This window comes from Chryseobacterium taiwanense, from assembly GCF_000813825.1.
Classification (GTDB): Bacteria; Bacteroidota; Bacteroidia; order Flavobacteriales; family Weeksellaceae; genus Chryseobacterium; species Chryseobacterium taiwanense.
The window spans coordinates 25053-49976 of the sequence record NZ_JWTA01000004.1; the positions used below are offsets into that span (position 1 = coordinate 25053).

The window sequence follows — 24924 nt, forward strand, 5'->3', positions numbered from 1 at the left end:
AAAAAAATACACCATGAACTTTTTAAAAAAAATCAGTATCGTAACCAGTATTGCGGCAGCAAGTTTCGTGGGCTATGCTTACGGACAGGATTTCCAGTGGAAAGAAGCCACATCAAACGGATACACTTACAAATATGTAACGAATGATCCTACTGCTGCAAGATATTATAAATTAAAAAACGGACTTACCGTTATTCTAAGTCCTACCAACAAGGATCCTCGAATACAAACCTATATCGCCACAAAAGCAGGAAGCAAAACAGATCCTTCAGATCACACTGGTCTTGCCCATTATTTAGAGCATATGCTTTTCAAGGGTACAGATAAATTCGGTTCTAAAGACTGGGCAAAAGAAAAACCAATCCTTGATCAGATTGATGCGCTGTACGAAAAGTACAATACGACAAAAGATGAAAGCAAAAGAAAAGAAATCTATAAAGAAATTGACAAGGTTTCTGGAGAAGCAGCCAAATTTGCCATTGCCAATGAGTACGACAAAATGATGGCTGGAATGGGTGCAGACGGAACGAATGCTTTCACTTCTTTTGAACAAACTGTTTATACTGAAGATATTCCAGCTAATGTTGTAGATAAATTTCTTACGGTACAGTCAGAAAGATTCAGACAGCCAGTTTTAAGACTTTTCCATACTGAGCTGGAAGCTGTATACGAAGAGAAAAACAGATCTTTGGATGACGATGGAGATAAAGTATACGATATGATGTTTGCTAGTCTTTTTCCTAACAACAACTACGGAAAGCAAACCACAATCGGAACTATAGAACACCTTAAAAACCCTTCTTTGAAGGCAATCCGTCAGTATTTCGACACCTATTATGTTCCTAATAATATGGGAATCATTATGTCCGGAGATTTCAATCCGGATGAAGTGATTGCTAAAATCGACAAAGCGTTCTCTTATATGAAGCCTAAGTCGATTCCGGAATATAAAATCGGGCAGGAAAAACCGATTAGTTCTCCAATCGTAAAAGAAGTTGTGGGGCCTAATCCTGAAAACGTAATGCTTGGTTTCAGATTCCCGGGAGCAACGACTAAAGATGCAAGACTTCTTAATTTAGTAGGTAATATGCTTACCAACGGACAGGCAGGTTTAATCGATTTGGATCTTGTAAAAAAACAAAAATTACTAGCCGCTTACGCTTATCCTTATGTACTGAAAGATTATTCTGTTCTTTTATTACAAGGAAGACCTACCAATGGTCAGTCTTTGGATGAAGTGAAAACTCTTTTGCTTCAGGAGATCGATAAGTTAAGAAAAGGTGAGTTTTCAGACGACCTTATCGAATCTATTGTCAATAATGAGAAGAAAAGCATCATTCAAAAGGATGAAAAATATTCTTCCAGAGCAGGAATTTTGATGGATGAATTTACGTCTGACATCGATCATAAAGTTTCTCTGGAATATGTAGATGAAATCTCTAAGCTTACCAAAAAAGACATTATGGATTTTGCTGCAAAATATTTGCAGGCTAATAATTATGTTGCGATCTATAAAAGAAAAGGTGAAGACAAGAGTATCGTAAAGGTTGATAAACCAACCATTACACCGGTTTCTGTAAACAGAGAAGACCAGTCGCCTTTCCTGAAAAAGATCGATGAAATGCCGGAAAACGCAATTGCTCCGGTATGGCTGAACTTTGATAAAGATATTACTAAAAATAAACTGGGAGATGTAGATGTATTGTCTGTAAAAAATACGGACAACGCTCTATTCAGATTATACTATCATTTTGACTCAGGAAAATGGAACAACAAAATCCTTCCATTAGCGGCAGAATATCTTCAGTATTTAGGAACAAAAAATAAATCTTCTGAAGCAATCAGCAAAGAATTTTACAGACTGGCTTCCAGCTTCAATGTAAGTGCAGGTAACGAAGAAACATACGTGACATTAGAAGGACTTAATGAAAACTTTGATAAAACCGCTTCACTTTTCGAGGAACTTATTAAAAACTGCCAAGCTGACCAAAATGCGTTAAATGCTTACAAAGCAAGATTGAAAAAAGCCAGAGCTGATGTAAAACAAAGCAAAGGTGCTATCATGTCCGGTTTGAGAAGTTATGCTCAATATGGCCCCCAAAACCCATTCAATAATGTTTTAACTGATGCAGAATTAGAAGCTTTAAAAGCAGAAGATCTGATCAATGTACTTCATGATTTATTTAATTATAAGCATAAAGTATTGTATTACGGTCCAAAATCAGGAAACGAGATTGTAACCTCTTTAAAACCTATCCACACACTTCCTAAGAGTCTGAAAGAACTAACCAAAACAAAAACTTTTGTACAGGTTCCGACAGATAAAAACAAGGTTCTTTTTGCTCATTACGATATGGTGCAATCAGAAATCTTTTGGGTAAGAAATGCAGATCAATACAATGTTTCTATCGCACCAACTGTTAGTTTATTTAACAATTATTTTGGTGGCGGAATGGGATCAATTGTTTTCCAAACCATCAGAGAATCTAAAGCTTTAGCCTACTCTACCTATTCTTATTTTGCACTTCCTAGCAAAAAAGAAGATAAAGATATGGTTTTAGCCTATGTAGGAACTCAGGCTGATAAATTCAATGAATCTACCACAGCAATGAATGAGCTTTTAACTACGCTTCCTAAATCTGAGCAGTTATTTGAAACTGCAAAAAGCGGATTAAGAAAATCGATTGCTTCCGAAAGAATTACTCAGGACGGAATTATTTTCTCTTATCTGAGAGCTCAGAAACTTGGAAATAATGCTGACATCAGGAGAAATGTTTACGATCAGTCTCCAAAACTTGCTTTTACAGACATCAATAACTTCCATGATAAGGAAATGAAAGGTAAAAATTACACCTACTGTATTGTAGCCTCTCAAGAAAAAGTCAACGAAGCCGACATGAAGAAATTAGGTGAGGTAAAAAAACTTAATTTAACTGAAATATTTGGTTACTAAATATCAATAAAAAGCTCTGAAATCAGAGCTTTTTTCTTTATAATCAATCAAAAACAATTATAGATTTTATTTATCAAAATTGATTTGTTCGATAGATGAAATATTCATACATTTGCAACAGAAAATTTAAATATAAAAACGAGAAAATTATGTCTTTAGTAGGAAAAAAATTCCCGAATGTAACAGTAGATGCAATGTCTGAAATGGGTGATGATCTTAGAATCAACATCTTTGAAGAGGCTACAACTAACCAACAAAAAATCGTTTTGTTCTGGTATCCAAAAGATTTCACTTATGTTTGTCCAACTGAGCTTCACGCTTTCCAAGAGGCTCTAGGTGAGTTCGAAAAAAGAAACACTAAAGTAATTGGTGCTTCTTGTGATACAAACGAAGTACACTTCGCTTGGTTGAACGTTTCAAAAGACAACGGTGGTATTGAAGGAGTAACTTACCCTATCCTTGCAGATACCCACAGACAACTGGCTAACCTTTTAGGAATTGTAGATCAGGATTTCGAATACAATGAAGAAGGAGAAGAAGTTTTCACAGGTTCAAACGTTACTTACAGAGCAACTTACCTTATTGACGAAACTGGAAAAATCTTCCACGAAGCGGTAAACGATATGCCATTAGGAAGAAATGTAAATGAATTCTTAAGACTAATTGACGCTTACACTCACGTTCAGAAGCACGGTGAAGTTTGCCCTGCAAACTGGGAAGAAGGAAAAGAGGCTATGAAAGCAAACAGTACTTCTACTGCTGAGTATTTAGCTAAGAACTAATACAATGTGTTAATTTGAAAATGAGATAATTTGAAAATTAATCACATTGATTACTTAAAAATTATCTCATTTTCTATTATTTACATGTTCAAATTAACAAATTTTTCAATTTTCAAATTAAAATTATGTATACAGAATTAACAGAAGATACGCTACAGAATATTGTAAACGATAATGAAAAAGTAGTTGTACAGTACGGAGCTACATGGTGCGGAAACTGCAGAATTATGAAGCCGAAATTCAAGAAACTAGCTTCTGAAAACGATAGCATTCCTTTCCTTTATGTAGACGCTGAAAAATTGCCGGAAAGCAGAAAATTAGCTAAAGTTGACAACTTACCTACTTTTGCCATCTTCAAAAACGGAGAATTGGTTAATCAGGTTCAGACGAACAAAGCAGAAAGTTTAATTACCTTATTTAACGAATTCTAATTATGAAACTACCCGTAATCAGACAATTTTTTCAAAACCAGACTCCTGAGAATCTTGAAAAGACATTAGAAGTTTTAGAAAGCTTCTGCGAGTTCAGAGGAACAAGCGAAGAAGACTTAAACGTTGCAGGAGAGTTAATCACCAACATCTGCGGAGCTTTAGAAGTTCATGCTAACGTACAAAACGGAATGAGTGAAAAGGACGCTTTAAACTCATTTGCTCAAAAGGTTTTAGGATCTATTGACAAGTAAATTATAATTGAAAGACACCTTTCAATTATTACAAAAACACAGACTTCGCGCGAAGTTTCCCTATATTTTTTCAATAAAAAATCCCGATGAAAAGACATCAGGATTTTTTGGGTTTATAAAAATGAATTATAAAATTTTGATAACATCAACAAACTTATAATTCATAACTTATCACTAGAACTAGCTTCTTCTGCTCATTAATATTCTTAAGATATACCAGAATAACAACATAATAGAAGCAAAAAGCTGTAAAGAAGCTCCTACATATTGGTCTGTTGTATATACATTTTTCAATTTGCTTGTTTCATACAAAATACTAGCTGAAGCCAAGATCACCATTCCAACCGAGAACCAAAGTCCTAAATTGAATCCGAAAATCGCTCCGGCAATAATTAATCCTATTGAAATGAAACCTCCGATAATAATGATGTTTCTTAAAAAAGAAAAATCTTTTTTTGAAGTAAAAGCGACTAAAGATAGTCCTGCAAACATCGCAATAGTAAGCATTGCCGCCTGAAAAATTACCGTTCCTCCTCCTGAATATCCTACTGCCATATATAACAACGGAAGAAAAATTACAGCTTCAAGCAAAATATAAAATCCCAACCCTAAATATTGTGTAGATCGGCTTTGAGATAAAGACCATTTATTCGCCAAAATAGAAGCCAGCCAAAAAACTCCGATAATTAACAACCAAGTGTATTTTTGTCCAAACATCATAGCAATAAGCTCTACCGGAACTACATTTAGCAATACCGTTTCCACACCAATAAATGCAAGGATGGATAAAGCAACATGCAAATATGTTTTTTTGTAAAAATTCGCCTTTTCTATTTCTGAAGAATGAGCGACTAATGCATCTGTCATCATAATTTATGTTTTATTTGATTTTTTATTCAATTCTTTTCATCGGTTTAACACCTAACACCTTTCCATCTTCTTCAAAAAGAACGGTAATAATTTCTTTAGGAGGAAGAGCTTCTTCAACATATCTATATTGAAGCATCGGATACTGATTACCATCATCAATAATCTGATAGCCTGTCATAAAAACTTTAATGGTTTTCTCAAAATGAGTATTCTCAATTAAACTTTTAAGAACTTCATCTGTTGCAGAGCTTTTGATTCTTTCAGAAAGAAAATTTCTGGCTTCTGTAAAATTAGAAACTCGTCATTAAATAATTTTATTTTTTCTTCACTTATAACAACTCCTTCTTCCCTTTTTTCATTATTTTCATTCGTTACATACAATCTTATTCTATGGGTAGGAGGCGTTGTAATCATTCCGTTTTTTTCGTAATATTCAGATAATGCGATATAAGAATATACTTTTACATTCTTGCTAATTTCCCAATCATCACGTCTCTTGAGTCCTTCTTTTGAATTAACGAGATTAATACTTTCTAAATTCCCCTTCTGCTTGCTTTTACCATATTTCTTAGAAACCTCATTTACAAGCTCGTGATATTTTTTGATCATGGCTTTATTAAAGCTCAAAGTTTTTTTAACATTATCTCCTTTATCAAAATTATAAACATCCCATTCATAAAGAACTTCAGAAATTGTAGAGTCTTTTTTATAGGGTGTATAAAACACTAGAAGATTAGGAATCTCTTTTTCCTTTCTCTCAAAAATAACGGGTTGCAGAACAGGTCTGGGAGAAACATACTCTTCATCAGTTTTATAAACCTTACTCCCCAACTTATTTTCCAATTGTACAAAATCTTCTAATTTCTTCCCCTCAATATCTACTTGAACAATATTTTGAGAAAAGCAAAACTGACTTATCAATAGAAAAAAGATTGAAATTTTTGTATTCATCTGTATTTTAACTTATTCTATGAAAGGATGTATATTAAAGAACTCTATTTCTTAAAAGGTTTCACTCCAAGAATCTTTCCACTTTCTTCAAATACTACCGTTACTAATTCATTTGGAATTGTAGCTTTATCATCAGAGTATTTATACTGAATCATAGGATAAGAACTTCCGTCGATCATCGGTTTATAGCCTGATTTAAAAATTTCCAGCTTTTTCTCAAAATGAATATCTGTAGAAAGCTTTTGGTATATTTTATCCGTTACAATCTCTTTTGCCTTTGCAGATAGCAATTCGTCCGAAGCCTTTCGGTCAGAAGCTTTTAAAGCAGCTAAGAATTTCACAAAATTAGCATTGTAAGAAGTAAGCTGATTTTTACTTAGTTCTATAAGTTTTTCTTTTTGTTCACCCTTTTCAATCTTCAGACTTGTCACTTTTTGTGAAAATCCAAGCTGTATAGCAAAAACAGCAACGATCAGAAATATTTTTTTCATATCAATTTTTCGATTAGATCAATTCAAGTGATGAAGATACAAAGAATTAAATAACTTCTAAAAACTTCATAGTATCCACATTATCAGCATACGTATCCAAACTAGGATTTTGAGCTTCTCCCAATTGAACGGAATCCAAACCTAACTCATCTTTTGCCACAACACACTGAATACTTTCTTCATTTTCTGCAATAAAATTCTTTACATCATCCAAAGATGAATATCTGCTGAAATTAATTACAGAAAGCGGACTGAACAATTTATCGTCTTCTTTTAGCATCACAAAATTATTGTCCCAGAATTTTTCCTGATTCAATAAATAAACGGCTCTGTTATAATCGTAATTATTCGCATATTTATTATGATTGATCACATCCTGGAAATTCAGGAAGTTCTCAAATAGCCTATCGATTACAAAATCCTGCGGAATAAATAATCTCGTTACATTTCTGCATCCTAATCCGAAATATTGAAAAATATCTTTTGCCAATAACTGCAATTCTTCATCCGTTTCATCACCTTTCAAAACAGCAATTGAGGTTCTGTTTTTTCTAATGATATTCAAACGGTCTTTAAAGTAATATTCCAGATATCTTGCCGTATTATTGCTTCCAGTAGCGATTACAGCATCAAAATTTTCTAATTTTTCAACAAATTCAAAGGAAACATTCCCTTCAGAAAATTCGTTCCATTTCTTTAATAAAAACGGAATCATATATCTGTCTTTTGAAGAAAGCTTAATCACCGGAATATGATTGCTCAATACTACAGAAATCACATCGTGAAGTCCTACTAAAGGAATATTTCCGGCCAAGATCAACCCTACTCTTTTTGATGTTTTAGAAATAGAATATTCTTTAAGCCAATTTTTAATATGGTCTTCAGTTAATAAATCCGCCCATTGCTGCAAAGCAAATTTTTGATTTTCGTCGGTGAACCATGGATTCTCTATTTCAGACTTCTTTAATAATAATTCAAAGTCAGCATCGTTCTCATTGTAATCCTCCGATTTTTTTGATAAAAACTCTTTTAGATATCCACTTAGCCTTATAAGTCCTAAAACTTGATTTTCAATATTCATAATTTCTTTTAAATTGGGGAATATTTTGTAATTTTGTGCAAATTTAAAAAAAATTAGCGATGGCTATTAAAATAACTGATGAATGCATTAATTGCGGAGCCTGCGAACCAGAATGTCCAAACAATGCAATTTATGAAGGAGCAGTAGATTGGAAAGCTTCCGAAGGTACCGAACTGAAAGGTACTATTACATTACCATCAGGTCTTACAGTAGATGCAGATGCACCACAGGAGCCTGTAAGTGATGATGTTTATTTCATTGTAACCGATAAGTGTACAGAATGTAAAGGCTTCCACGAAGAGCCACAATGTGCGGCAGTTTGCCCAGTAGATTGCTGTGTTCCAGATGAGGATCATGTAGAATCTGAAGAAGCATTGCTTAATAAAAAAGCATTCTTACACGGTGAATAACATACACCGTCTCATACTTCATGAGACGGTTTTTTTTACCAAATATTTCAACTTTCACTAGCAAAACTAAAAGTACAACTGTAAACACAGACGTTTACAAAATCAAAAAATAAAAATATGAGCAAAAAGCACAACTTTAGCGCGGGACCATGTATCTTACCTCAGGAAGTTTTCGAAAAATCTGCACAGGCGATTTTAGATTTCAACGGAATCGGATTATCACTTCTTGAAATTTCGCACAGAAGCAAAGATTTCGTTGCGGTAATGGACGAAGCTCGTGCCATCGTAAAAAGACTGATGAATTTAGGAGATGATTACGAAGTTTTATATTTAGGAGGAGGGGCAAGTCTTCAATTTGCCATGGTTCCTTACAATTTGATGAAAGTTGACGGAAAAGCAGCTTACCTGGATACAGGAACTTGGGCTGCAGGAGCTATTAAAGAAGCTAAAAAAGTTGGAACAGTAGATGTAGTAGGTTCTTCAAAAGAAGAAAACTATTCTTTCATTCCTAAAGATTATACAGTAGGTTCAGAATACGATTATTTCCACTGCACGTCAAACAATACGATCTACGGAACTCAGATGAAATCTTTCCCTGAAGTAGATACTTTGATGGTTTGTGACATGAGTTCAGATATTTTCTCAAGACAACTGGATTTCTCTAAATTTGATTTGATCTACGCCGGAGCTCAGAAAAATATGGGACCTGCAGGAGTCACTTTAGTGGTGATCAAAAAGGAAATTTTAGGTAAAACAGGAAGAGAGAATATGTTCTCTATCTTAGATTATTCTCAGCATATTTCTAAAGAATCAATGTATAATACTCCACCGGTTTTCCCTGTGTATGCTTCTTTGCTTACTTTGCAACACTTAGAAAACAACGGAGGAATCGCTGCTGCTGAAGCTAGAAACGAAGCAAAAGCAAAACTTTTATATGACGAAATCGACAGCAATCCTTTATTTGAAACATTCTGTGTAAAAGAAGATCGTTCATTAATGAATGTTTCTTTCAAAATTACCGATGAAAGCAAAAAAGAAGAATTCGACAATGCTTGGAAAGCTGCAGGAATCAGTGGATTAAACGGACACAGAAGTTTAGGAGGATACAGAGCAAGTTTATATAATGCGTTACCTATCGAAAGTGTGCAGGTTTTAGTAGATGTAATGAGATCTATAAAATAATTAAAATATTAAAAATCAAATATTTAAATACAAATTGAGTATTATTTTAAATTTTCTTAATTTGCGCAACTGTTTAAATTTTTAATAATTCACTATTTAGCTATTTAAATTAAATAAAAAAACCATGAAAGTTTTAGCTAACGACGGTATTTCGAAAGCAGGAGAACAGGCATTGAAAGATGCGGGAATTGAAGTCTTGGACAACAGAGTAGCACAAGATCATGTGATCAATTTCATCAACGAAAATAACGTAGACGTTCTTTTGGTAAGAAGTGCTACGAAAGTAAGGCAGGATCTTATCGATGCATGTCCGAATCTGAAAATCATCGGAAGAGGAGGCATCGGAATGGATAATATTGATGTTGAATATGCTATTGAAAAAGGAAAATATATCATCAATACGCCGACTGCATCTTCAAAATCGGTTGCAGAATTGGTTTTCGGACATTTCTTTTCTCTGGCGAGATTCCTTCATGAGTCTAACAGATTGATGCCATTGGAAGGAGATACTCATTTCAATGCGATGAAAAAATCTTTCAGCAACGCTTATGAGCTTTCCGGAAAAACGTTAGGAGTTATTGGTTTTGGGAGTATTGGTCAGGAAGTGGTGAAAATAGGAATTTCTTTAGGCATGAAAGTTACCGTGTTAACGAGAAAGCCTAGAACAGAAGTTCTTAGTTTAAATTTCTTCGACGGACAGTCGGTGAAATTTGAGATTACTTCTACCAATGATATGGATGCTTTCTTAAAAGAAGCAGATTTCATAAGCATCAATACACCACAAACGAACGAATATATTATAGACGCACCACAATTTGAAAAAATGAAAGATGGTGTTTATATTGTAAATACTGCAAGAGGCGGTGTCCTTAATGAAGTCGCATTAATTGATTTCATTGAATCTAAAAAGGTAGCAGGAGCTGCATTGGACGTTTTTGAAAACGAACCGAGTCCTGAATTGCCACTGCTAATGAACCCTGCGCTATCGCTTTCCCCTCACGTAGGTGGAAACACTGTGGATGCTCAGGAAAAGATAGGACTTGAACTTGCAGAACAAATTATTAAGTTAAAAAACGAACTATAAAATAAAATATGCCTGTTTTTAAACCATTTCGTGGAATAAGACCTCATAAAGATTATGAAGCAACTTTTCCTACTCACCCTTTAGACAATTTTACCCAATCTGAAATTGCTGAAAAAGCACAGGTTGAAAATACGTACATCAATATGATAAAACCATATGTTGTAAGTAAATCTAAAGACGTAGATAGGAATTTAAGAAAAATCCGTTCTACTTTCGAAGAGCTTCTGAATGAGAAAGTCCTGGTACAGGATAACTCGGCCTATTATCTTTATGAGCAAATATATCCTAACAAACAGGTATTCAGAGGACTTTTAGGTTTAAGCAGTGTGGAAGATTTCTGGAGCGGGAAAATCAAAAGACACGAAAGTACGATTCCTCAAAAAAAGGAAAAACTGGCACATTATCTTGAAAAAGTAAACCTTCAGGCTGAACCTGTATTGTTGACCTATCCATCCAATTCTAAAATAGAATTGCTGATGAACCATGAAGAGAAGAATGTTCCTATCTTCAATCATGTAGACACTATCGGAATCCGTCATAAAATCTGGAGAATAGACAATCGTCTGAAATTACAGCAGTTCAAGGAAGTGATTGATCAGATTGATTCTTTTTATATTGCGGATGGACACCACAGAATTGGATCTACTGCATTGAATGCAAAACGCCTGAAAGACAAAAACAAAAAGCACAACGGTACAGAAGCGTATAACTTTGTGTATAGTTTCATTGTTTCCAACCAGTCTATCAAAATTCACGATTACAACAGAATTGTAACTGATCTTAACGGGTTGAGTAATGAAGAGTTTTTAGCTAAGCTTGAAAAGTATTTTCTAATTCACGAAAAGGAAGAAACTCCGTACTACCCTTCTCAGAAATTTCACATTTCAATGTATCTTGAAGGGAAGTTTTATTCTCTTCACGTAAAACATGACCTTCGTTCTCAGGAAATGTCTTTAGACAATCTTGATCACCATCTTTTGGATAAATATATCATCAAAGACATTCTTAATATTGAAGATTCTGATAGCTCAGACAAAATCAGCTATATAAAAGGAACTTCCAATATTGAAGGGATTAAATTACTGAAAGAAAGTATTGACAACGGTGAAGGTAAAGTTGGCTTCGGGATCTATCCTGTAAGCTTCAATGACATGATCAAAATTTCAGATCTTAAATTGAGTATGCCTCCAAAATGTACTTTTATAGAACCGAAATTGGTGACTGCATTATTAATGTATGACATGAAGCCTTAATTCACAATTTTTTATTTATTTTTATGCTTTGAAAAGAAATAGGTCAGTATAAAAATGAAGAAATCATTGCTAATCATATTTCCACTCTTTTTGGGTGGATTTTTATTTTCCCAAAAGAAACAGGTAAAGAAAGTAGTTCCTACTCCTAAATACAATTACCATACTGAATTTAAGAGAATCTCTGATGAGATTATGACCAACGGAACTGCTTATGACAACCTTGGTGAACTTACAAAAGGAATAGGACCTCGTTTCAGCGCAACTCCCGGCTATACAAAAGCCGTAGACTGGGCAGAAAAACAATTTAAAGAAATCGGAATTGACGCCATCTGGAAACAGGAAGCCAAAGCTCCTATCTGGATCAGAGGAAGAGAATCTTTACAAATAAAGACCTCAAATGGTGAATGGAAAAGTATTAAAATGCTTTCTTTCGGAAATTCTGAAGGAACGGGCGGAAAAGATCTGACGGGTGAAATTGTTCTAATTAATACTACTGCTGAACTTAATTCTCTATCTATCGGACAATTAAAAGATAAGATTGTTTTCGTAAATCTTCCGATGGATCCGAAAATCATCAACACCAGTGATTCTTATTTAATTACGGCTAAATCAAAATTAATTTCAGCTTCTGTGATTGCAAAAACAGGAGCAAAAGCATTAATTATAAGATCATTAACAACAGCTTACAATGATATTCCTCACGCTAAAATGGTCTATTACGAACCAGACGATAAAGCCAGAATTCCGGCGCTGTCAATTGGGTCAAAATCTGCTGATGACCTTGAAAAACTGCTAGGAAAGCAAAAGGTTACAGCAAAAATCAATATGTCTGCTGAATCAAAAGGAGAAACTGTCAATCCTAATATCATTGCAGAAATTCCCGGCAAAAAAGATTCTAAAGTTATTGTTTTAGGAGCCCAACTGGATTCTTGGGATTTTGGCGAAGGTGCTATCGATGATGGTACCGGAGTGGTACAATGCATTGAAGTTCTAAGAACATTGAAAGCTCTTGGATACGAAAATAATCACACCATAAGAGTTGTTCTGTATGCAAACAGTGAAAACGGCGGGCAAGGACGAGAAATGTATGCTTCTTATGTAAAAAAGAAAGAGGAAAAGCACATTTTTGCTCTAGGAACTGATGCTGGAGGATATTCTCCGAGAGGGTTTTCATTAGATATGTCACCACAAAGAAGAAGGCAGATCTTCGAATGGAAAAACTATTTCATTCCGTACGGCGTTTATGATTTCGATCAGACGGATGCTATTCAGGATATTTCTCCACTGAAAAAAATGGATATTCCTCTTGCTGAACTTGTCGTAGACACTCAAAGATATTTCGACTACCACCACTCTGTTCAGGATACTTATGATAAAGTAAATAAACGTGAGCTCCTTTTGGGCTCTATTGTCATGACACAAATGGTACTTATGATCGATCAAAACTGGTAAAATGAAAAAAGTATTAGGAACAATATGCATAGTAATGAATCTCGTTGCTGTAGCACAGACTAAAGAAGATTCAATCCAATTTAATAAGATTTCAACAGAAATTTTAAATAACGGAAAAGCTTACAATGAGCTTAGAGACTTAACTAAAAATATAGGACATCGTCTGAGCGGTTCTGCAGCCTATGAAAAATCGGTTCAATGGGCAGCTCAACAGCTTCGTGATGCTGGAGCGGATAAGGTTTGGTTACAGGAAGTAATGATTCCTGTTTGGGAAAGAGGAAAAGAGTCGTTACAGATCAAGACCAATTCCGGAAAGTGGAAAAGCCTAAAAATGCTTTCTTTAGGAAATTCTGAAGGAACGGGTGGAAAAGACATCACCGGAGAAATTATCATGGTAAAATCGATGGAGGAATATGAAAAATTATCCGCAGAAAAAGTAAAAGATAAGATCGTTTTCTTCAACTATCCGTTTAGCCAATCTTATATTGAAACCTTTAAAGGATATAGTGATGCGGCAAAATACAGAACAACAGCCGCTTCATTAACAGCAAAAAAAGGCGGAAAGTTTGCGATCATCCGTTCGCTTTCTTCAGCTTTTGATGATGTTCCGCATACCGGAGCAATGCGTTATCAGGATGATAAAAAAATCCCTGCAGTTGCGATCGGAAATACGGTTGCTGATGAATTAGCCGGTCTTTTGAAATCTCAACAAGTTACCGCAAAGCTTAACTCCAACTGCGGAATGAAAGGAGAAAAACTCTCCCACTCTGTTATTGGTGAAATCACAGGTAAAAAAGACAAGAATGTCATTGTTGTGGGTGGTCACTTAGATTCTTGGGATGTAGGTGAAGGCGCTCATGACGATGGAGCCGGAATTGTACAAAGTATTGAAGTCTTAAGAACATTTAAAAAGTTGGGAATTCAAAATAATCATACGATCCGTGTAGTTTGTTTCGCTAATGAAGAGAATGGTGTGAAGGGAGGAATACAGTATGGTAAAACCGCTAAAGAAAACAACGAAAAGCATCTTTTTGCCATAGAATCGGATGCAGGAGGATTTACACCGAGAGGAATTGCTCTGGAAATGGATGAAACAAAAAGAAAACAGATCCAAAGCTGGAAACCTCTGTTTCTTCCTTACGGAGCTTACGATTTTGAAAATAAATATTCCGGAACCGATATTTACCCACTTCGGGATATGGGAGTTCCAGCTGCAGAACTTGTTCCGGATTCTCAAAGATATTTTGACATTCACCATACCGAAGAAGATACTTTTGAGAAAATCAACAGAAGAGAATTACTTCTTGGTGCTACGGTAATGACACAGTTGATTTATATGGTGGATAAAAACTGGTAATTATTTTAATTCTTGATATCAGAAGAAAAGTAAACTTACTATCTATAAAAAGGATCTAAAGTAAATATTTATGATGTTTGTTCAAGACGACCTGTCATTCTGAACGAAACATAGTGAAGTGAAGAATCTCAACCAAATTTCCAAAGATTCTTCCTTCGTCAGAATGACAATGGTGTAAAACTGTATAAATAATATCAAGAATCTATTTATAAAAAAGAGTTCAGGAAATCCTGAACTCTTTTTATTTTATCATTAGTAAAGATTAAAATCCTTACACAATTTCGCTTGTTAATTCCCTTGAAAGCAGTTTTTCATGCATAGGCTTCAAAAGATCTATTGAGCCTGTTTTTACTGTGCATTTGCCTTTCAAATGAACTAATATCGTACATTGCTCAGCTTGTTCCAACGTATGTTTACAAATTTCGATCAGTGAATCTATTACATAATCAAAAGTGTGTACATCATCATTATGCAATACAAGTTTGTACACTTCATCCAGATCATCCAGTACGAGTACTTCTTCTTCGTACTGACGTTTCGGGTTTTCGTAATCTTCTATATGGTTATGAAAAAACATATTCCTCAATTTTAAACTTCACCTAATTTATCTGCCAATTCATTCGTACTATTGGGCTGTTCGTATACCAACTCTACAAGCTCAACACTTTTATTATTCATTTTCAAAATTTTGAAATGATAACTGTCAAGATCAAACTCCTGATTCTCTTCAGGAATATCTTCTAAAGCATGAAGAATAAATCCGGCCAATGTATTGTATTCGCTTTCTTCTGAAAGAGGTAATTTTTTAGGTAAAAATTCGTTGATCTCATCTAAAGGCTGCGTTGCCTGAACCCAATAAATATTTTCACCAATTTTATCTACCACTTTTTCTTCATCATCCTCTTCATCCTGAATTTCTCCTACAAGTTCTTCTAAGATATCTTCAAGAGTGATAATTCCTTCCGTACCTCCGAACTCATCAATTACAACAGCGATATGCTGTTTCTTCTGCTGGAAAATCTTCAATAAGTCTGAAATCTTTTTACTTCCTACCACAAAGAATGCATCACGCATCAGTTCTTTAAGATCTTCATGATTAAGCACCCCTTTTCTTTTTACAAATTCTCTGATGATTTCTTTAGTATATAAAATACCAATAATATTGTCTATCGAATCTTCATAAACAGGAATACGGGAATATCCGCTATCCATAATTTTATTGATGATCTCGTTGATATCTTCTTCAAAGTCAATAGAAGTAATATTCTGTCTCGGAACCATGATCTGTTTGGCAGAGTGATCTGTAAAATCAAATGCATTTTTAATGATCTCATAGTTTTCTTCCTCAATTTCTCCACTATCAGCACTTTGCTTTACCAAAAGCTGTAATTCTTCTGTGGAGTGAATTTCCTGTTCAGAAGCCGGATGTATTTTTACAATTCTTAAAAACGCATTCGACATTGAATTCATCAACCAGATAAACGGTTTAAAAATAGTATAGAAAACTCTCAAAGGCACCGCTGTTGCCATTGTAGTTGCTTCTGACTTTCTGATAGCAATCGATTTAGGGATAAGCTCTCCGAAAACAATATGCATAATGGTAATCAACACAAAGCTAATCACCAATGAAACTGAAGTAATAGATGATTCGCTAAGATTAATACTAAGAGAATCAAAAACATTTGCAATAATATGGTGTAATGCACTTTCTCCTACCCAACCTAAAGCAAGGGAAGCTAATGTGATTCCTAATTGTGTTGCAGATAAATACTCATCAAGATGCTTGATAATGTGCTCTGCCTGCTTTGCCATAGAGTTTCCCTCTGCGGCTTTTAGCTGTATTTGTGAGTAACGAACTTTAACAATTGAAAATTCTGCGGCTACGAAAAAGCCATTAAGTAAAACAAGTAATAAGGCCAGCAAAAGCCTGACTATGTCCGAATCCATTTAGAAATTAATATAAATTTATCATACAAAGATATACAAAATAATACAATTAAAACCCGTCTATTTCCTAGAAACCATCAAAATATCTAATAGATTCAGTCTCTTATGTACTGAAATACAATTATATATTTAATTTCCCAATCCTTTTAAGTTAATAATGATATAAAATAAGACCTCCGTATACACAAAAGAGTCAGCCAATCAAATGATATAGCTGACTCTCTGTTGATATGAAGAAACTACTTTTCTGTGGTTTGATTTTTAATACTTACTCCTGCTATTTCATCTTTATTTTGCTGATTTGAAACAGGTTTTTCTGTATTATCGTTTACTTTTATCTCTTTATCCTTCTTAATTTCAGATGGATCTTTAGGACGAGTAGATTCATCAATTCCTAAACGTGGAGATTTACCCATTTCCACAGGATGAAGGTATTTACCTCTCATTTCCGGTTCTTTATCAACTTCAGGAATTACTCGGTGTGCATTGGCGTAATTATCTTTTCTTATCCCGGTTACCTGCCAACTTACTTTCACTGATGGTTTATCTGTTCTAATCACAAAAGCATTATCTTTTACTTCCTGAGAAACAATCGCGTTTGCAAATGTTCCTATCACAGTTAACTGGTAACGGAAATCTTTGTTCAGAGCATCAAAATAACCTGGTAATTTTACGGTAGCATATCCATTGGCATCTGTTGTAATATTTCCGTTATAGACATTCATCATATCCGGACTTTCAACGAAACTATGGTATAAATATTTGTTCTCAGGGTCTACAGGATGGTCAATTTTAAACGTTCCACTTCCTTTTGAAATAGATCCTGTAATCTGAACATTTCCAGAGAAATACCCTGCGTAATTTGTAGTAGCACCTGAAGCAAACCCATAGACTCCATAACGCACATTCGGAACCGTAGCTCCGCCTACAGTTTGAGAGTTTCCGTAAACTCCATACGTATTTCCTATACCTGTAGTTGCCGCGAAAGAAGCATTTTTATTGTAGCCTACAACTCCTATTCCACCTACGGAACCACCCATCACTCCGGCAGTATTTGCAGATCCATACACTCCTAAATCCTGATTTCCTACCCCGAAAGTTGTATTGGCATCTGTATTGGTTACTCCATTATACCCTACTCCCTGTAGCCCTGTACCGTAATTGGATGTATTGTATGAGCCGTTAATTCCTCCTTTTAATGACGCAGCTGCATTATAAGAATATCCTACGATAGCTGCATTATCATCCAATCCGGCAACCGGTGTTGAAGGTTGTCTTACTTCTAATCTTGCTGTAGGTGTACTTGTTCCAAATCCTGAAGCTCCAGTGGAGACTATAATTCCTCGTCCTGTTGTTCCTCCATCAAAGAAACCGGCAACACCTGCGCCTGTTGCGACTCCCCAAATCCCGTTACCAGTCCCTGTACTTACCCCAACTGTTCCTCCTAAAGTGCCGGTAGATAAACCATACACTCCATTCTGAGAACCGCTTACTCCAATCACCCCAATTCCTGTGGTTGATTCTCCATAGATAGAACCGGCTGTAGCAATAGAGGTAGCCGGAGTCCCCACTAAAGTTCCTCTAATTGTATTACCAATTGAACCCGCAGTTACCTGCAATTTTATATTAGGGCTTAATGTACCCGTATTCACTCCAACACTTGTTCCATCATCTGTTAATTGTGAACTTCCTATTGAATTAGCGGTTACAAATTTAGGAACTGAGTTTGCCGTTCCGTTGATGGCTGATGTAGATTTAGAGAATAAAGCATAGGGTACGCTTAAAAGCTGAGAGTTTGAAGTCAATGTATAACTTGTTCCTCCTGTAGGATCAATTTCTACTTTTACAAAGTAAGGACCTACTCCCCAATCAATAGAAGAAAAAGTACCTGTAACCGGAGTTCCGGAACCTATTTCCAAGCTTAAAAGTCCGCTTGCACTTGTAGTCGGATTGGGTGCAAAAGTCTCTTTATATATTTCTGTTCCTGCAGGAGAAGTTTTCAGAATGCTTATTCTTACTCCAATAGCCTGATTGGTTATCAAAGCATTACTTGCGTTTCTTACCACCGCCTGATAACTCATTTTTTCAGGTGATTGAGCGTCATAATTTTGAAATAATAAGAAAATACAAACCACTAAGGCCGATTTAATTAAGTGAGAAATTTTTTTCATGATTTTTATTTTTTTGCATTAGTTTTTAATGATTTTGAAAGTTTTAATACTCGATTCAGTAGTAAGTACATTTAAAATGTAAACTCCCGAAGGTTTGGAAGTAAGATCGATCGATGTCTCAGTTTGTTTTATCTTATCTCGTAAAACATTTCTGCCTGAAGAATCAAAAAGCTGATAGCTTACATCTTTAAGATCTATACCTTCTACTCGAAGAAAAAGTAAAGAAGAAGTAGGATTGGGATATACTTTTACTCCCAATTGTATACCTGAATATTCGCTGGTTCCCATCGTTATAATTTCATAGGGTTGCTGAACACCTTCTATGAGAATTATTCCACCACCGCTTACCTGATGATAAAAAGGCTGACCTATCGAATATGAAATTGTATTGCTAGCATTGGTAACACCTCCCCCAGAAGCATTTACTGATTCCTGAGCAAAGCTCATGAAAAAAAATAATAGCAATAAAAACGAAAAATAGAATTTTGTTTTCATGGATAAGTTGGTTTTTAGGTTTTTAATTCTACAAATTTACAGCATGCATGAAAATATTACATCCGTAAAAAAACCATTTTTATCCTCGGGAATTCCCGAAAACAAAAAAAGCATCGAAAATATTCGATGCTTTCTGTATTATAGAAATTATAAATACTATTTCATTGATTAATTCTTTAAAGCTTCAGCTCCAGAAACGATCTCAAGGATTTCGTTTGTAATAGCAGCTTGTCTCGCTTTATTGTAGAAGATCACAAGATCATTTTTCAATGCCTGTGCATTATCTGTTGCTTTATGCATTGCTGTCATTCTTGCTCCGTGTTCAGAGGCTACAGAATCTAAAACTGCTTTGAAAACCTGAGTTTTAATCGATTTAGGAATCAAATTATCCAAAATCTCATTTTTGTTAGGTTCAAAGATATAATCAGTTTCTACTTCTGATTTTTCTGTTTCAGGCATTGAAATTGGAAGAAGTTGTTCTGCAGTTACTTCTTGCAATGCAGCATTTACAAATTTATTATAAATCAAATAAACTTCATCAAACTTACCGTCTCTGAAACTTTTCATTACCCCTTCAGTAACATTAGCAACTCTGTCAAATGTAAGATTATCAAATACTGCACTTTCGTTAGAAAATACCGTTCTCGTTCTTCTTACAGCATCAAAAGCTTTTTTACCAATAGTAAGAACCTCAATTTCGTACTGAGAATTATTCTGAAACTGGTTGTTAAGCTCTTTTACGATAGATGAGTTGAAAGCACCTGCCAAACCTCTGTTTGAAGTTACAGCAATGAAAAGAACTCTCTTCACCTCTCTTTTCTGAGCATAAATAGAAACCTGATCAGGATCTGAACTTGAATTTACATTCTGGATGATCTCCTGAAGTTTTTCAGAATAAGGTCTCAACATTACGATTGCATCTTGTGCTTTCTTTAGTTTCGCTGCCGAAACCATTTTCATAGCACGTGTAATTTGCATCGTAGATGAAATTGAACTGATTCTACCTCGTATTTCTTTTAAGTTTGCCATTAATTTAGGTTCAAAGTTTAAGGTCTAAAGTTTAAGGTTTAAAACTTTGAAATTCTAAACCTTAAACATTGAATTTTTAATTAGTTGTATTTAGAAGCTAAATCATTAGCCGCTTGCTTAAGAACTCCTGTAATATCGTTATCGATTTTTCCAGCTTTGATCGCAGCCATTGTATCTGGGTGCTTAGATCTTAGGAACTCGATATATTCGTGTTGGAATTCTTTTACTTTGTTCAAAGGAACATTTCTCAATAAGTTCTCAGTTCCAGCATAGATAATAGCAACTTGGCTGTCTACAGGAAGTGGAGAGTTTACTGGTTGCTTAAGGATCTCAACGTTTCTTTCCCCTTTAGAGATAACTGCTAAAGTAGAAGCATCTAGATCTGAACCGAATTTAGCAAACGCTTCTAGTTCTTTATACTGAGCCTGGTCTAATTTAAGAGTACCAGAAACTTTTTTCATTGATTTGATCTGGGCATTACCTCCTACTCTCGATACAGAGATACCTACGTTGATCGCAGGACGAACCCCTGAGTTGAATAGATCAGACTCCAAGAAGATCTGTCCGTCTGTAATAGAGATTACGTTGGTAGGGATATATGCAGAAACGTCACCCGCTTGAGTTTCAATAATTGGAAGTGCAGTTAATGAACCACCACCTTTTACGATTGGTCTTAAAGACTCAGGTAAATCGTTCATTTGGCTAGCGATATTGTCATCAGCGATAACTTTCGCAGCTCTTTCCAATAATCTTGAGTGAAGATAGAAAACGTCTCCAGGATAAGCCTCACGACCCGGTGGTCTTCTCAATAGTAGAGAAAGCTCACGGTAAGCAACCGCTTGTTTAGATAAATCATCATAAACGATCAAAGCTGGTCTTCCGGTGTCTCTGAAGAACTCACCGATAGAAGCTCCTGCCATTGCAGAATATACCTGCATTGGAACTGGATCTGATGCATTAGCTGCAACGATTACCGTATAAGCTAAAGCTCCTTTATCAGAAAGCGTTTTAACGATTTGTGCTACTGTAGAAGCTTTTTGCCCGATAGCAACATATATACAATATACTGGTTTACCAGCATCAAAGAATTCTTTTTGGTTGATGATCGTATCGATCGCAACAGTAGTTTTACCTGTTTGTCTGTCACCGATGATAAGCTCTCTCTGTCCTCTTCCTACAGGGATCATAGAGTCAATCGCAACGATACCTGACTGTAATGGTTCAGTTACCGGCTGTCTGAAGATAACTCCAGGAGCTTTTCTTTCCAATGGCATTTCGTATAATTCCCCAGTAATAGGACCTTTACCATCGATAGGGTTACCAAGAGTATCTACTACTCTTCCTAACATTCCTTCTCCTACTTTGATAGAAGAAATTCTGTTTGTTCTTGTTACTGTATCTCCTTCTTTTACTAATTTACTTTCACCAAGTAGAGCGACACCTACGTTGTCTTCTTCAAGGTTTAGTACAATACCTTCTACATCACTAGAAAATTTCACCAACTCTCCGTATTGTACGTTTTCTAACCCGTATACACGAGCGATACCATCACCGATGGTTAAAACTGTACCTACTTCCTCAACGTTTGATTGAGTATCGAAGTTGGCCAATTGCTGTTTTAAGATCGCAGATACTTCTGCCGGATTTATTTCTGCCATTGTATGGTTGTTTTTCTTTTTTTTAAAATAATTTTTATCTTCCTACACTGATATTAAAACCGTTTCTAGGTCTTGAATCCTGTATGATAACAGTATTTGTTCCATTTGGCGTATTTGCCATCTCATCCCTCTTTTTAGAGTATTCAAATCCTGCTTTTTTAGAAAGGATTTCAAGTCTGTTCATATCTAAAGAACCATCGTCTTTTACAACTCTTCCTCCAAAAAGCATTTTTATAATATTATCTGTATTGTTACATCCCATCATACAGTGTGTAATATCTGTTTCAAAATATACTGTATTGAGATCTGCAGACATTACTTCAAAGTAGCTTACAAAACCCATTTTATTATATTTATAATCTACTTCTTTGGGGTCTTTGTAACTGTTGAATTTCAAATAGAAAAGGTCTTTACCATCTAACGTTGTTATATTATAACAATCATCAGCTATGGGGTCTTTTATTACTTTGACAAAATCTTTTCCGTCAACTGAAGCAATTTCTTTTTTCAGTTTAATTTTTTGTCCAAAAGTCAGAGACGTAATTATCAATGCAAAACCAAATAAAACTTTTTTCATCTTTGTGTTGTTTAGTTTAATTGAAAACCTTTTTTAACTTGGTTAAGCTTAGTTTTTACAGAGGCGTCGATCTGCTGATCTCCTACTCTTAAAATATATCCTCCTAAAATTTCAGGATTGATAATTCTCTTCAAATCGAAGTTAGCGCTTGTGTTTACAAGATTACTTGATTTTAGGATTTCTTCAATATTAGCGTTAGAGATTTCTGTAGCAGTAGTAAGAGTAAGTCTCTGTACTCCGTTGATATCTTCAACTTTGTTGATGAATTCCTGAGCGATATTTCTCAATTGAGATTCACGACCTTGCTTAATCACCAATTTAATTAGGTTTTGAGAAGACTGTGATAATCCTTTGAAAATTTCTGATGCTACTTCAATTTTCTTTTTAGAATCGATATAAGGAGTAAGGAAGAATTTATTCAAATCTTTAGACTCTGCCATTACCTTTACTACATCTTTCATTTCAGAAAATACAGTAGCTGTTTGGCTTGTTTCGTTTGTAAAATCAAGCAAACCTTGTGCGTATCTTTTAGCTACTTTAGATGTAAGCATTCTTAGTTAAGATTTGATTTGTTTAAATAATTCTGAACCAACTCATTCTGAGCTTCGTTGTTGTCTAATTTTTGCTTCAGGATAGATTCTGCAATATTTACAGAGATGGTACCAATTTGAGTTTTGATATCTGCCATTGCAGCATTTTTCTCAGCATTGATAGTTTGTTTAGCAGATTCAATCAATTTATCTCCTTCAGCTTTAGCAGCATCTTTAGCTTCTGCTACAATTCTATCTTTAATGTCTCTAGCTTCTTTAAGGATCGCATCTCTTTCGATTTTAGCTTCACGAATGATTCTTTCGTTATCCTCTTTTAAACTTTCCATCTCTTTTCTAGCCAATTTAGCTTGATTAAGAGCGTCAACAATAGATGTTTCTCTGTCATTGATAGATGTTAAGATAGGTTTCCAAGCGAATTTACCTAACAAAAATAATAATGCTAGAAAAATAACAGACTGGATAATAAATAATCCTGACGAAAACTGATGAATTAATTCCATTATATAAATGTATAAATAATTATTACTTTTTTTTAAAATTAACATTGTTGCAGCCAACCGCTACAACAATGTTTTTGTTTGTTTGGCTTATGATGCGAATAACGCAGCAAATGCAACACCTTCTACTAGTGCAGCTGCAATAAGCATAGCAGTTTGGATTTTTCCAGATTGCTCAGGCTGTCTAGCGATAGCTTCAAGAGCAGCAGCTCCGATTTTACCAAGACCGATACCTACACCAAGTACGATAAGACCTGCACCAATAATTCTAGGGATTTCCATAATATATAATTTTAAAAAATTGTTTTTAGTTTAAATTTCAAATTTTAATTAGTGAGCTGCATGATGTTCATGTTCGTGCTCTTCAACAGCCATTCCAATGAATAGTGCTGATAACATTGTAAAGATATAAGCTTGTAGGAATGCTACTAAAACTTCTAGCAGATAAATTACTAATGTTAAGAATGGGAATGCTACTCCAGCGATCCAGTTGTTAAAAATATAGATTGAACCGATAAGTGTCATTACTACGATGTGACCTGCAGTCATGTTCGCGAAAAGACGAATCATCAAAGCGAAAGGCTTAGTAATAGTTCCTAATAATTCGATTGGCAACATGATAAACTTCATTGGAACCGGAACTCCAGGCATCCAGAAAATATGCTTCCAGTAATCTTTATTCGCTGAGAATGTAGTGATTAAATATGTAAGGATAGCCAAGAAGAATGTCATTGTAATATTACCTGTAACATTGATTCCGAAAGGCATCAAACCTAATACGTTAAGGAACAAGATAAAGAAAAATACCGTTAATAAATAACTCATAAATCTCTTATACTTATGTCCGATATTTGGAATAGCAACTTCGTCTCTTACGAAGATTACCAATGGCTCTAAGAATCTAGCAGCACCACTTGGAACTGGAGACTTTTTATAAGATCTAGCCATTCCTGTGAAAACTAATAACATTACAACCGCAACTAAGAAAATAATAAGTACACTTTTAGTAATCGAAAGATCTAGTGGTTTTTCATTAGTTGGGTGACCATCTTTACCTAAAGTTAATGTCCCTTTTGCATCTGTTTTATAAATTTTCTCATGATGTAATACATAAAAAGAACCGTCTACTTCTACAGGCTCTCCGTGCATAAAACCTTCTTTACCGTTGCTCATGAAAGAATGAAAACCATTATCATAGAAAATAACCGGAAGAGGAAAACCAATGTGGTGACCGTCTTTATCCACCATCAATGTGAAATCATGTGCATCCAACAAGTGATGATCGATGAACTCTTTGTTTTCTTTAGTTACTTTGTCTTTCTCTGAAAGCTCTTTAGCTGGAGCGGCACCAGTAGTAGCCTCGCCATGCTGTGCAGACACTAGGTTTAATACAAAAATACTGTAAAATAAAACTGCGAATTTCTTAAACATTGATAGGTTTTTTTCGTTGT

General features: G+C 35.0%; 26 protein-coding genes. 10 read left to right on the top strand and 16 right to left on the bottom strand.

The features are described from left to right. The first annotated feature begins 13 nt into the window (after positions 1-13). From RM51_RS03730 to RM51_RS03745, 4 genes are all read left to right on the top strand, one after another. Positions 14-2953 (top strand): M16 family metallopeptidase, encoded by a 2940-nt coding sequence (locus tag RM51_RS03730; RefSeq protein ID WP_039365331.1) that lies wholly within the window; start codon positions 14-16, stop codon positions 2951-2953. Positions 2954-3102: 149 nt separating this feature from the next. Continuing rightward, entirely contained in the window at positions 3103-3735 is a 633-nt protein-coding gene (locus tag RM51_RS03735) for a peroxiredoxin (RefSeq protein ID WP_039365332.1), read from the top strand. Between the two features lie 125 nt (positions 3736-3860). Further along, entirely contained in the window at positions 3861-4166 is a 306-nt protein-coding gene (locus RM51_RS03740; RefSeq protein ID WP_039365334.1) for a thioredoxin family protein, read from the top strand. A 2-nt stretch (positions 4167-4168) separates the two neighbouring features. Beyond that, on the top strand, positions 4169-4417 hold the full coding sequence (locus RM51_RS03745) for a DUF6952 family protein (RefSeq protein WP_039365335.1): 249 nt from the start codon (positions 4169-4171) through the stop codon (positions 4415-4417). Positions 4418-4597: 180 nt separating this feature from the next. On the opposite strand, the gene RM51_RS03750 is transcribed toward RM51_RS03745, so the two are convergent. Genes RM51_RS03750 through RM51_RS03765 form a run of 5 tightly spaced genes read right to left on the bottom strand, consistent with a single transcriptional unit; the run spans position 4598 to position 7810 of the window. Continuing rightward, complete coding sequence (locus RM51_RS03750; RefSeq protein ID WP_039365337.1) at positions 4598-5287, bottom strand: Bax inhibitor-1/YccA family protein; 690 nt, start codon at positions 5285-5287, stop codon at positions 4598-4600. A gap of 22 nt (positions 5288-5309) precedes the next feature. After that, on the bottom strand, positions 5310-5465 hold the full coding sequence (locus RM51_RS19440) for a hypothetical protein (protein WP_165584981.1): 156 nt from the start codon (positions 5463-5465) through the stop codon (positions 5310-5312). A gap of 38 nt (positions 5466-5503) precedes the next feature. Further along, the gene (locus tag RM51_RS03755) at positions 5504-6238 is read right to left on the bottom strand and encodes a hypothetical protein (RefSeq protein ID WP_039365339.1); all 735 of its coding nucleotides are present in this window, start codon (positions 6236-6238) and stop codon (positions 5504-5506) included. Positions 6239-6282: 44 nt separating this feature from the next. Continuing rightward, complete coding sequence (locus tag RM51_RS03760) at positions 6283-6729, bottom strand: hypothetical protein (RefSeq protein ID WP_039365341.1); 447 nt, start codon at positions 6727-6729, stop codon at positions 6283-6285. Between the two features lie 46 nt (positions 6730-6775). After that, positions 6776-7810 (bottom strand): acyl-CoA reductase, encoded by a 1035-nt coding sequence (locus RM51_RS03765; RefSeq protein ID WP_039365343.1) that lies wholly within the window; start codon positions 7808-7810, stop codon positions 6776-6778. A 59-nt stretch (positions 7811-7869) separates the two neighbouring features. On the opposite strand from RM51_RS03765, the gene RM51_RS03770 reads away from it, so the two are divergent. The 6 genes from RM51_RS03770 to RM51_RS03795 all read left to right on the top strand — a co-directional run bounded on the left by RM51_RS03770 (position 7870) and on the right by RM51_RS03795 (position 14548). Further along, positions 7870-8220, top strand: a complete 351-nt coding sequence (locus tag RM51_RS03770; RefSeq protein WP_039365345.1) for a 4Fe-4S binding protein — start codon at positions 7870-7872, stop codon at positions 8218-8220. Between the two features lie 117 nt (positions 8221-8337). Continuing rightward, positions 8338-9402 carry a 3-phosphoserine/phosphohydroxythreonine transaminase gene (gene serC / locus RM51_RS03775; protein WP_039365347.1) on the top strand — a complete coding sequence of 355 codons (1065 nt, stop codon included), beginning with the start codon at positions 8338-8340 and terminating at the stop codon, positions 9400-9402. 124 nt (positions 9403-9526) lie between these two features. Further along, a complete protein-coding gene (locus RM51_RS03780) occupies positions 9527-10486 on the top strand; it encodes a D-2-hydroxyacid dehydrogenase (protein ID WP_039365349.1) in 960 nt (319 codons plus the stop codon). An 8-nt stretch (positions 10487-10494) separates the two neighbouring features. Continuing rightward, entirely contained in the window at positions 10495-11739 is a 1245-nt protein-coding gene (locus RM51_RS03785) for a DUF1015 domain-containing protein (RefSeq protein WP_039365351.1), read from the top strand. 54 nt (positions 11740-11793) lie between these two features. Next, positions 11794-13191 carry a M28 family peptidase gene (locus RM51_RS03790; RefSeq protein ID WP_039365353.1) on the top strand — a complete coding sequence of 466 codons (1398 nt, stop codon included), beginning with the start codon at positions 11794-11796 and terminating at the stop codon, positions 13189-13191. A gap of 1 nt (position 13192) precedes the next feature. Continuing rightward, the gene (locus RM51_RS03795; RefSeq protein WP_084110925.1) at positions 13193-14548 is read left to right on the top strand and encodes a M20/M25/M40 family metallo-hydrolase; all 1356 of its coding nucleotides are present in this window, start codon (positions 13193-13195) and stop codon (positions 14546-14548) included. 271 nt (positions 14549-14819) lie between these two features. Here RM51_RS03795 and RM51_RS03800 read toward each other — a convergent pair whose 3' ends face one another. The 11 genes from RM51_RS03800 to atpB form a co-directional block, all read right to left on the bottom strand. Beyond that, positions 14820-15125, bottom strand: a complete 306-nt coding sequence (locus RM51_RS03800; protein ID WP_039365356.1) for an ATP-dependent Clp protease adaptor ClpS — start codon at positions 15123-15125, stop codon at positions 14820-14822. An 11-nt stretch (positions 15126-15136) separates the two neighbouring features. Continuing rightward, positions 15137-16495 (bottom strand): hemolysin family protein, encoded by a 1359-nt coding sequence (locus RM51_RS03805; RefSeq protein ID WP_039365358.1) that lies wholly within the window; start codon positions 16493-16495, stop codon positions 15137-15139. Positions 16496-16734: 239 nt separating this feature from the next. Continuing rightward, a complete protein-coding gene (locus RM51_RS19445; protein ID WP_052248385.1) occupies positions 16735-18666 on the bottom strand; it encodes an autotransporter outer membrane beta-barrel domain-containing protein in 1932 nt (643 codons plus the stop codon). Between the two features lie 18 nt (positions 18667-18684). Next, positions 18685-19161 carry a T9SS type A sorting domain-containing protein gene (locus RM51_RS03815; protein ID WP_039365360.1) on the bottom strand — a complete coding sequence of 159 codons (477 nt, stop codon included), beginning with the start codon at positions 19159-19161 and terminating at the stop codon, positions 18685-18687. 168 nt (positions 19162-19329) lie between these two features. Beyond that, positions 19330-20190 carry an ATP synthase F1 subunit gamma gene (atpG, locus tag RM51_RS03820; protein WP_039365362.1) on the bottom strand — a complete coding sequence of 287 codons (861 nt, stop codon included), beginning with the start codon at positions 20188-20190 and terminating at the stop codon, positions 19330-19332. Positions 20191-20270: 80 nt separating this feature from the next. Beyond that, positions 20271-21848, bottom strand: a complete 1578-nt coding sequence (atpA, locus tag RM51_RS03825; protein WP_039365364.1) for a F0F1 ATP synthase subunit alpha — start codon at positions 21846-21848, stop codon at positions 20271-20273. A gap of 34 nt (positions 21849-21882) precedes the next feature. Continuing rightward, on the bottom strand, positions 21883-22425 hold the full coding sequence (locus RM51_RS03830) for a hypothetical protein (RefSeq protein ID WP_039365366.1): 543 nt from the start codon (positions 22423-22425) through the stop codon (positions 21883-21885). An 11-nt stretch (positions 22426-22436) separates the two neighbouring features. Beyond that, complete coding sequence (atpH, locus tag RM51_RS03835) at positions 22437-22976, bottom strand: ATP synthase F1 subunit delta (protein WP_039365369.1); 540 nt, start codon at positions 22974-22976, stop codon at positions 22437-22439. 2 nt (positions 22977-22978) lie between these two features. Further along, entirely contained in the window at positions 22979-23476 is a 498-nt protein-coding gene (locus tag RM51_RS03840) for a F0F1 ATP synthase subunit B (RefSeq protein ID WP_039365371.1), read from the bottom strand. 87 nt (positions 23477-23563) lie between these two features. Further along, on the bottom strand, positions 23564-23755 hold the full coding sequence (gene atpE, locus RM51_RS03845; RefSeq protein WP_027384648.1) for an ATP synthase F0 subunit C: 192 nt from the start codon (positions 23753-23755) through the stop codon (positions 23564-23566). A 48-nt stretch (positions 23756-23803) separates the two neighbouring features. After that, a complete protein-coding gene (gene atpB, locus RM51_RS03850; protein WP_039365374.1) occupies positions 23804-24904 on the bottom strand; it encodes a F0F1 ATP synthase subunit A in 1101 nt (366 codons plus the stop codon). Positions 24905-24924 lie beyond the last annotated feature (20 nt).

Coding starts and splice junctions, on each gene's coding strand:
- RM51_RS03730 (WP_039365331.1), top strand. CDS start 14: ATGAACTTTTTAAAAAAAATCAGTATCGTAACCAGTATTGCGGCAGCA.
- RM51_RS03735 (WP_039365332.1), top strand. CDS start 3,103: ATGTCTTTAGTAGGAAAAAAATTCCCGAATGTAACAGTAGATGCAATG.
- RM51_RS03740 (WP_039365334.1), top strand. CDS start 3,861: ATGTATACAGAATTAACAGAAGATACGCTACAGAATATTGTAAACGAT.
- RM51_RS03745 (WP_039365335.1), top strand. CDS start 4,169: ATGAAACTACCCGTAATCAGACAATTTTTTCAAAACCAGACTCCTGAG.
- RM51_RS03750 (WP_039365337.1), bottom strand. CDS start 5,287: ATGATGACAGATGCATTAGTCGCTCATTCTTCAGAAATAGAAAAGGCG.
- RM51_RS19440 (WP_165584981.1), bottom strand. CDS start 5,465: ATGACAGGCTATCAGATTATTGATGATGGTAATCAGTATCCGATGCTT.
- RM51_RS03755 (WP_039365339.1), bottom strand. CDS start 6,238: ATGAATACAAAAATTTCAATCTTTTTTCTATTGATAAGTCAGTTTTGC.
- RM51_RS03760 (WP_039365341.1), bottom strand. CDS start 6,729: ATGAAAAAAATATTTCTGATCGTTGCTGTTTTTGCTATACAGCTTGGA.
- RM51_RS03765 (WP_039365343.1), bottom strand. CDS start 7,810: ATGAATATTGAAAATCAAGTTTTAGGACTTATAAGGCTAAGTGGATAT.
- RM51_RS03770 (WP_039365345.1), top strand. CDS start 7,870: ATGGCTATTAAAATAACTGATGAATGCATTAATTGCGGAGCCTGCGAA.
- serC (WP_039365347.1), top strand. CDS start 8,338: ATGAGCAAAAAGCACAACTTTAGCGCGGGACCATGTATCTTACCTCAG.
- RM51_RS03780 (WP_039365349.1), top strand. CDS start 9,527: ATGAAAGTTTTAGCTAACGACGGTATTTCGAAAGCAGGAGAACAGGCA.
- RM51_RS03785 (WP_039365351.1), top strand. CDS start 10,495: ATGCCTGTTTTTAAACCATTTCGTGGAATAAGACCTCATAAAGATTAT.
- RM51_RS03790 (WP_039365353.1), top strand. CDS start 11,794: ATGAAGAAATCATTGCTAATCATATTTCCACTCTTTTTGGGTGGATTT.
- RM51_RS03795 (WP_084110925.1), top strand. CDS start 13,193: ATGAAAAAAGTATTAGGAACAATATGCATAGTAATGAATCTCGTTGCT.
- RM51_RS03800 (WP_039365356.1), bottom strand. CDS start 15,125: ATGTTTTTTCATAACCATATAGAAGATTACGAAAACCCGAAACGTCAG.
- RM51_RS03805 (WP_039365358.1), bottom strand. CDS start 16,495: ATGGATTCGGACATAGTCAGGCTTTTGCTGGCCTTATTACTTGTTTTA.
- RM51_RS19445 (WP_052248385.1), bottom strand. CDS start 18,666: ATGAAAAAAATTTCTCACTTAATTAAATCGGCCTTAGTGGTTTGTATT.
- RM51_RS03815 (WP_039365360.1), bottom strand. CDS start 19,161: ATGAAAACAAAATTCTATTTTTCGTTTTTATTGCTATTATTTTTTTTC.
- atpG (WP_039365362.1), bottom strand. CDS start 20,190: ATGGCAAACTTAAAAGAAATACGAGGTAGAATCAGTTCAATTTCATCT.
- atpA (WP_039365364.1), bottom strand. CDS start 21,848: ATGGCAGAAATAAATCCGGCAGAAGTATCTGCGATCTTAAAACAGCAA.
- RM51_RS03830 (WP_039365366.1), bottom strand. CDS start 22,425: ATGAAAAAAGTTTTATTTGGTTTTGCATTGATAATTACGTCTCTGACT.
- atpH (WP_039365369.1), bottom strand. CDS start 22,976: ATGCTTACATCTAAAGTAGCTAAAAGATACGCACAAGGTTTGCTTGAT.
- RM51_RS03840 (WP_039365371.1), bottom strand. CDS start 23,476: ATGGAATTAATTCATCAGTTTTCGTCAGGATTATTTATTATCCAGTCT.
- atpE (WP_027384648.1), bottom strand. CDS start 23,755: ATGGAAATCCCTAGAATTATTGGTGCAGGTCTTATCGTACTTGGTGTA.
- atpB (WP_039365374.1), bottom strand. CDS start 24,904: ATGTTTAAGAAATTCGCAGTTTTATTTTACAGTATTTTTGTATTAAAC.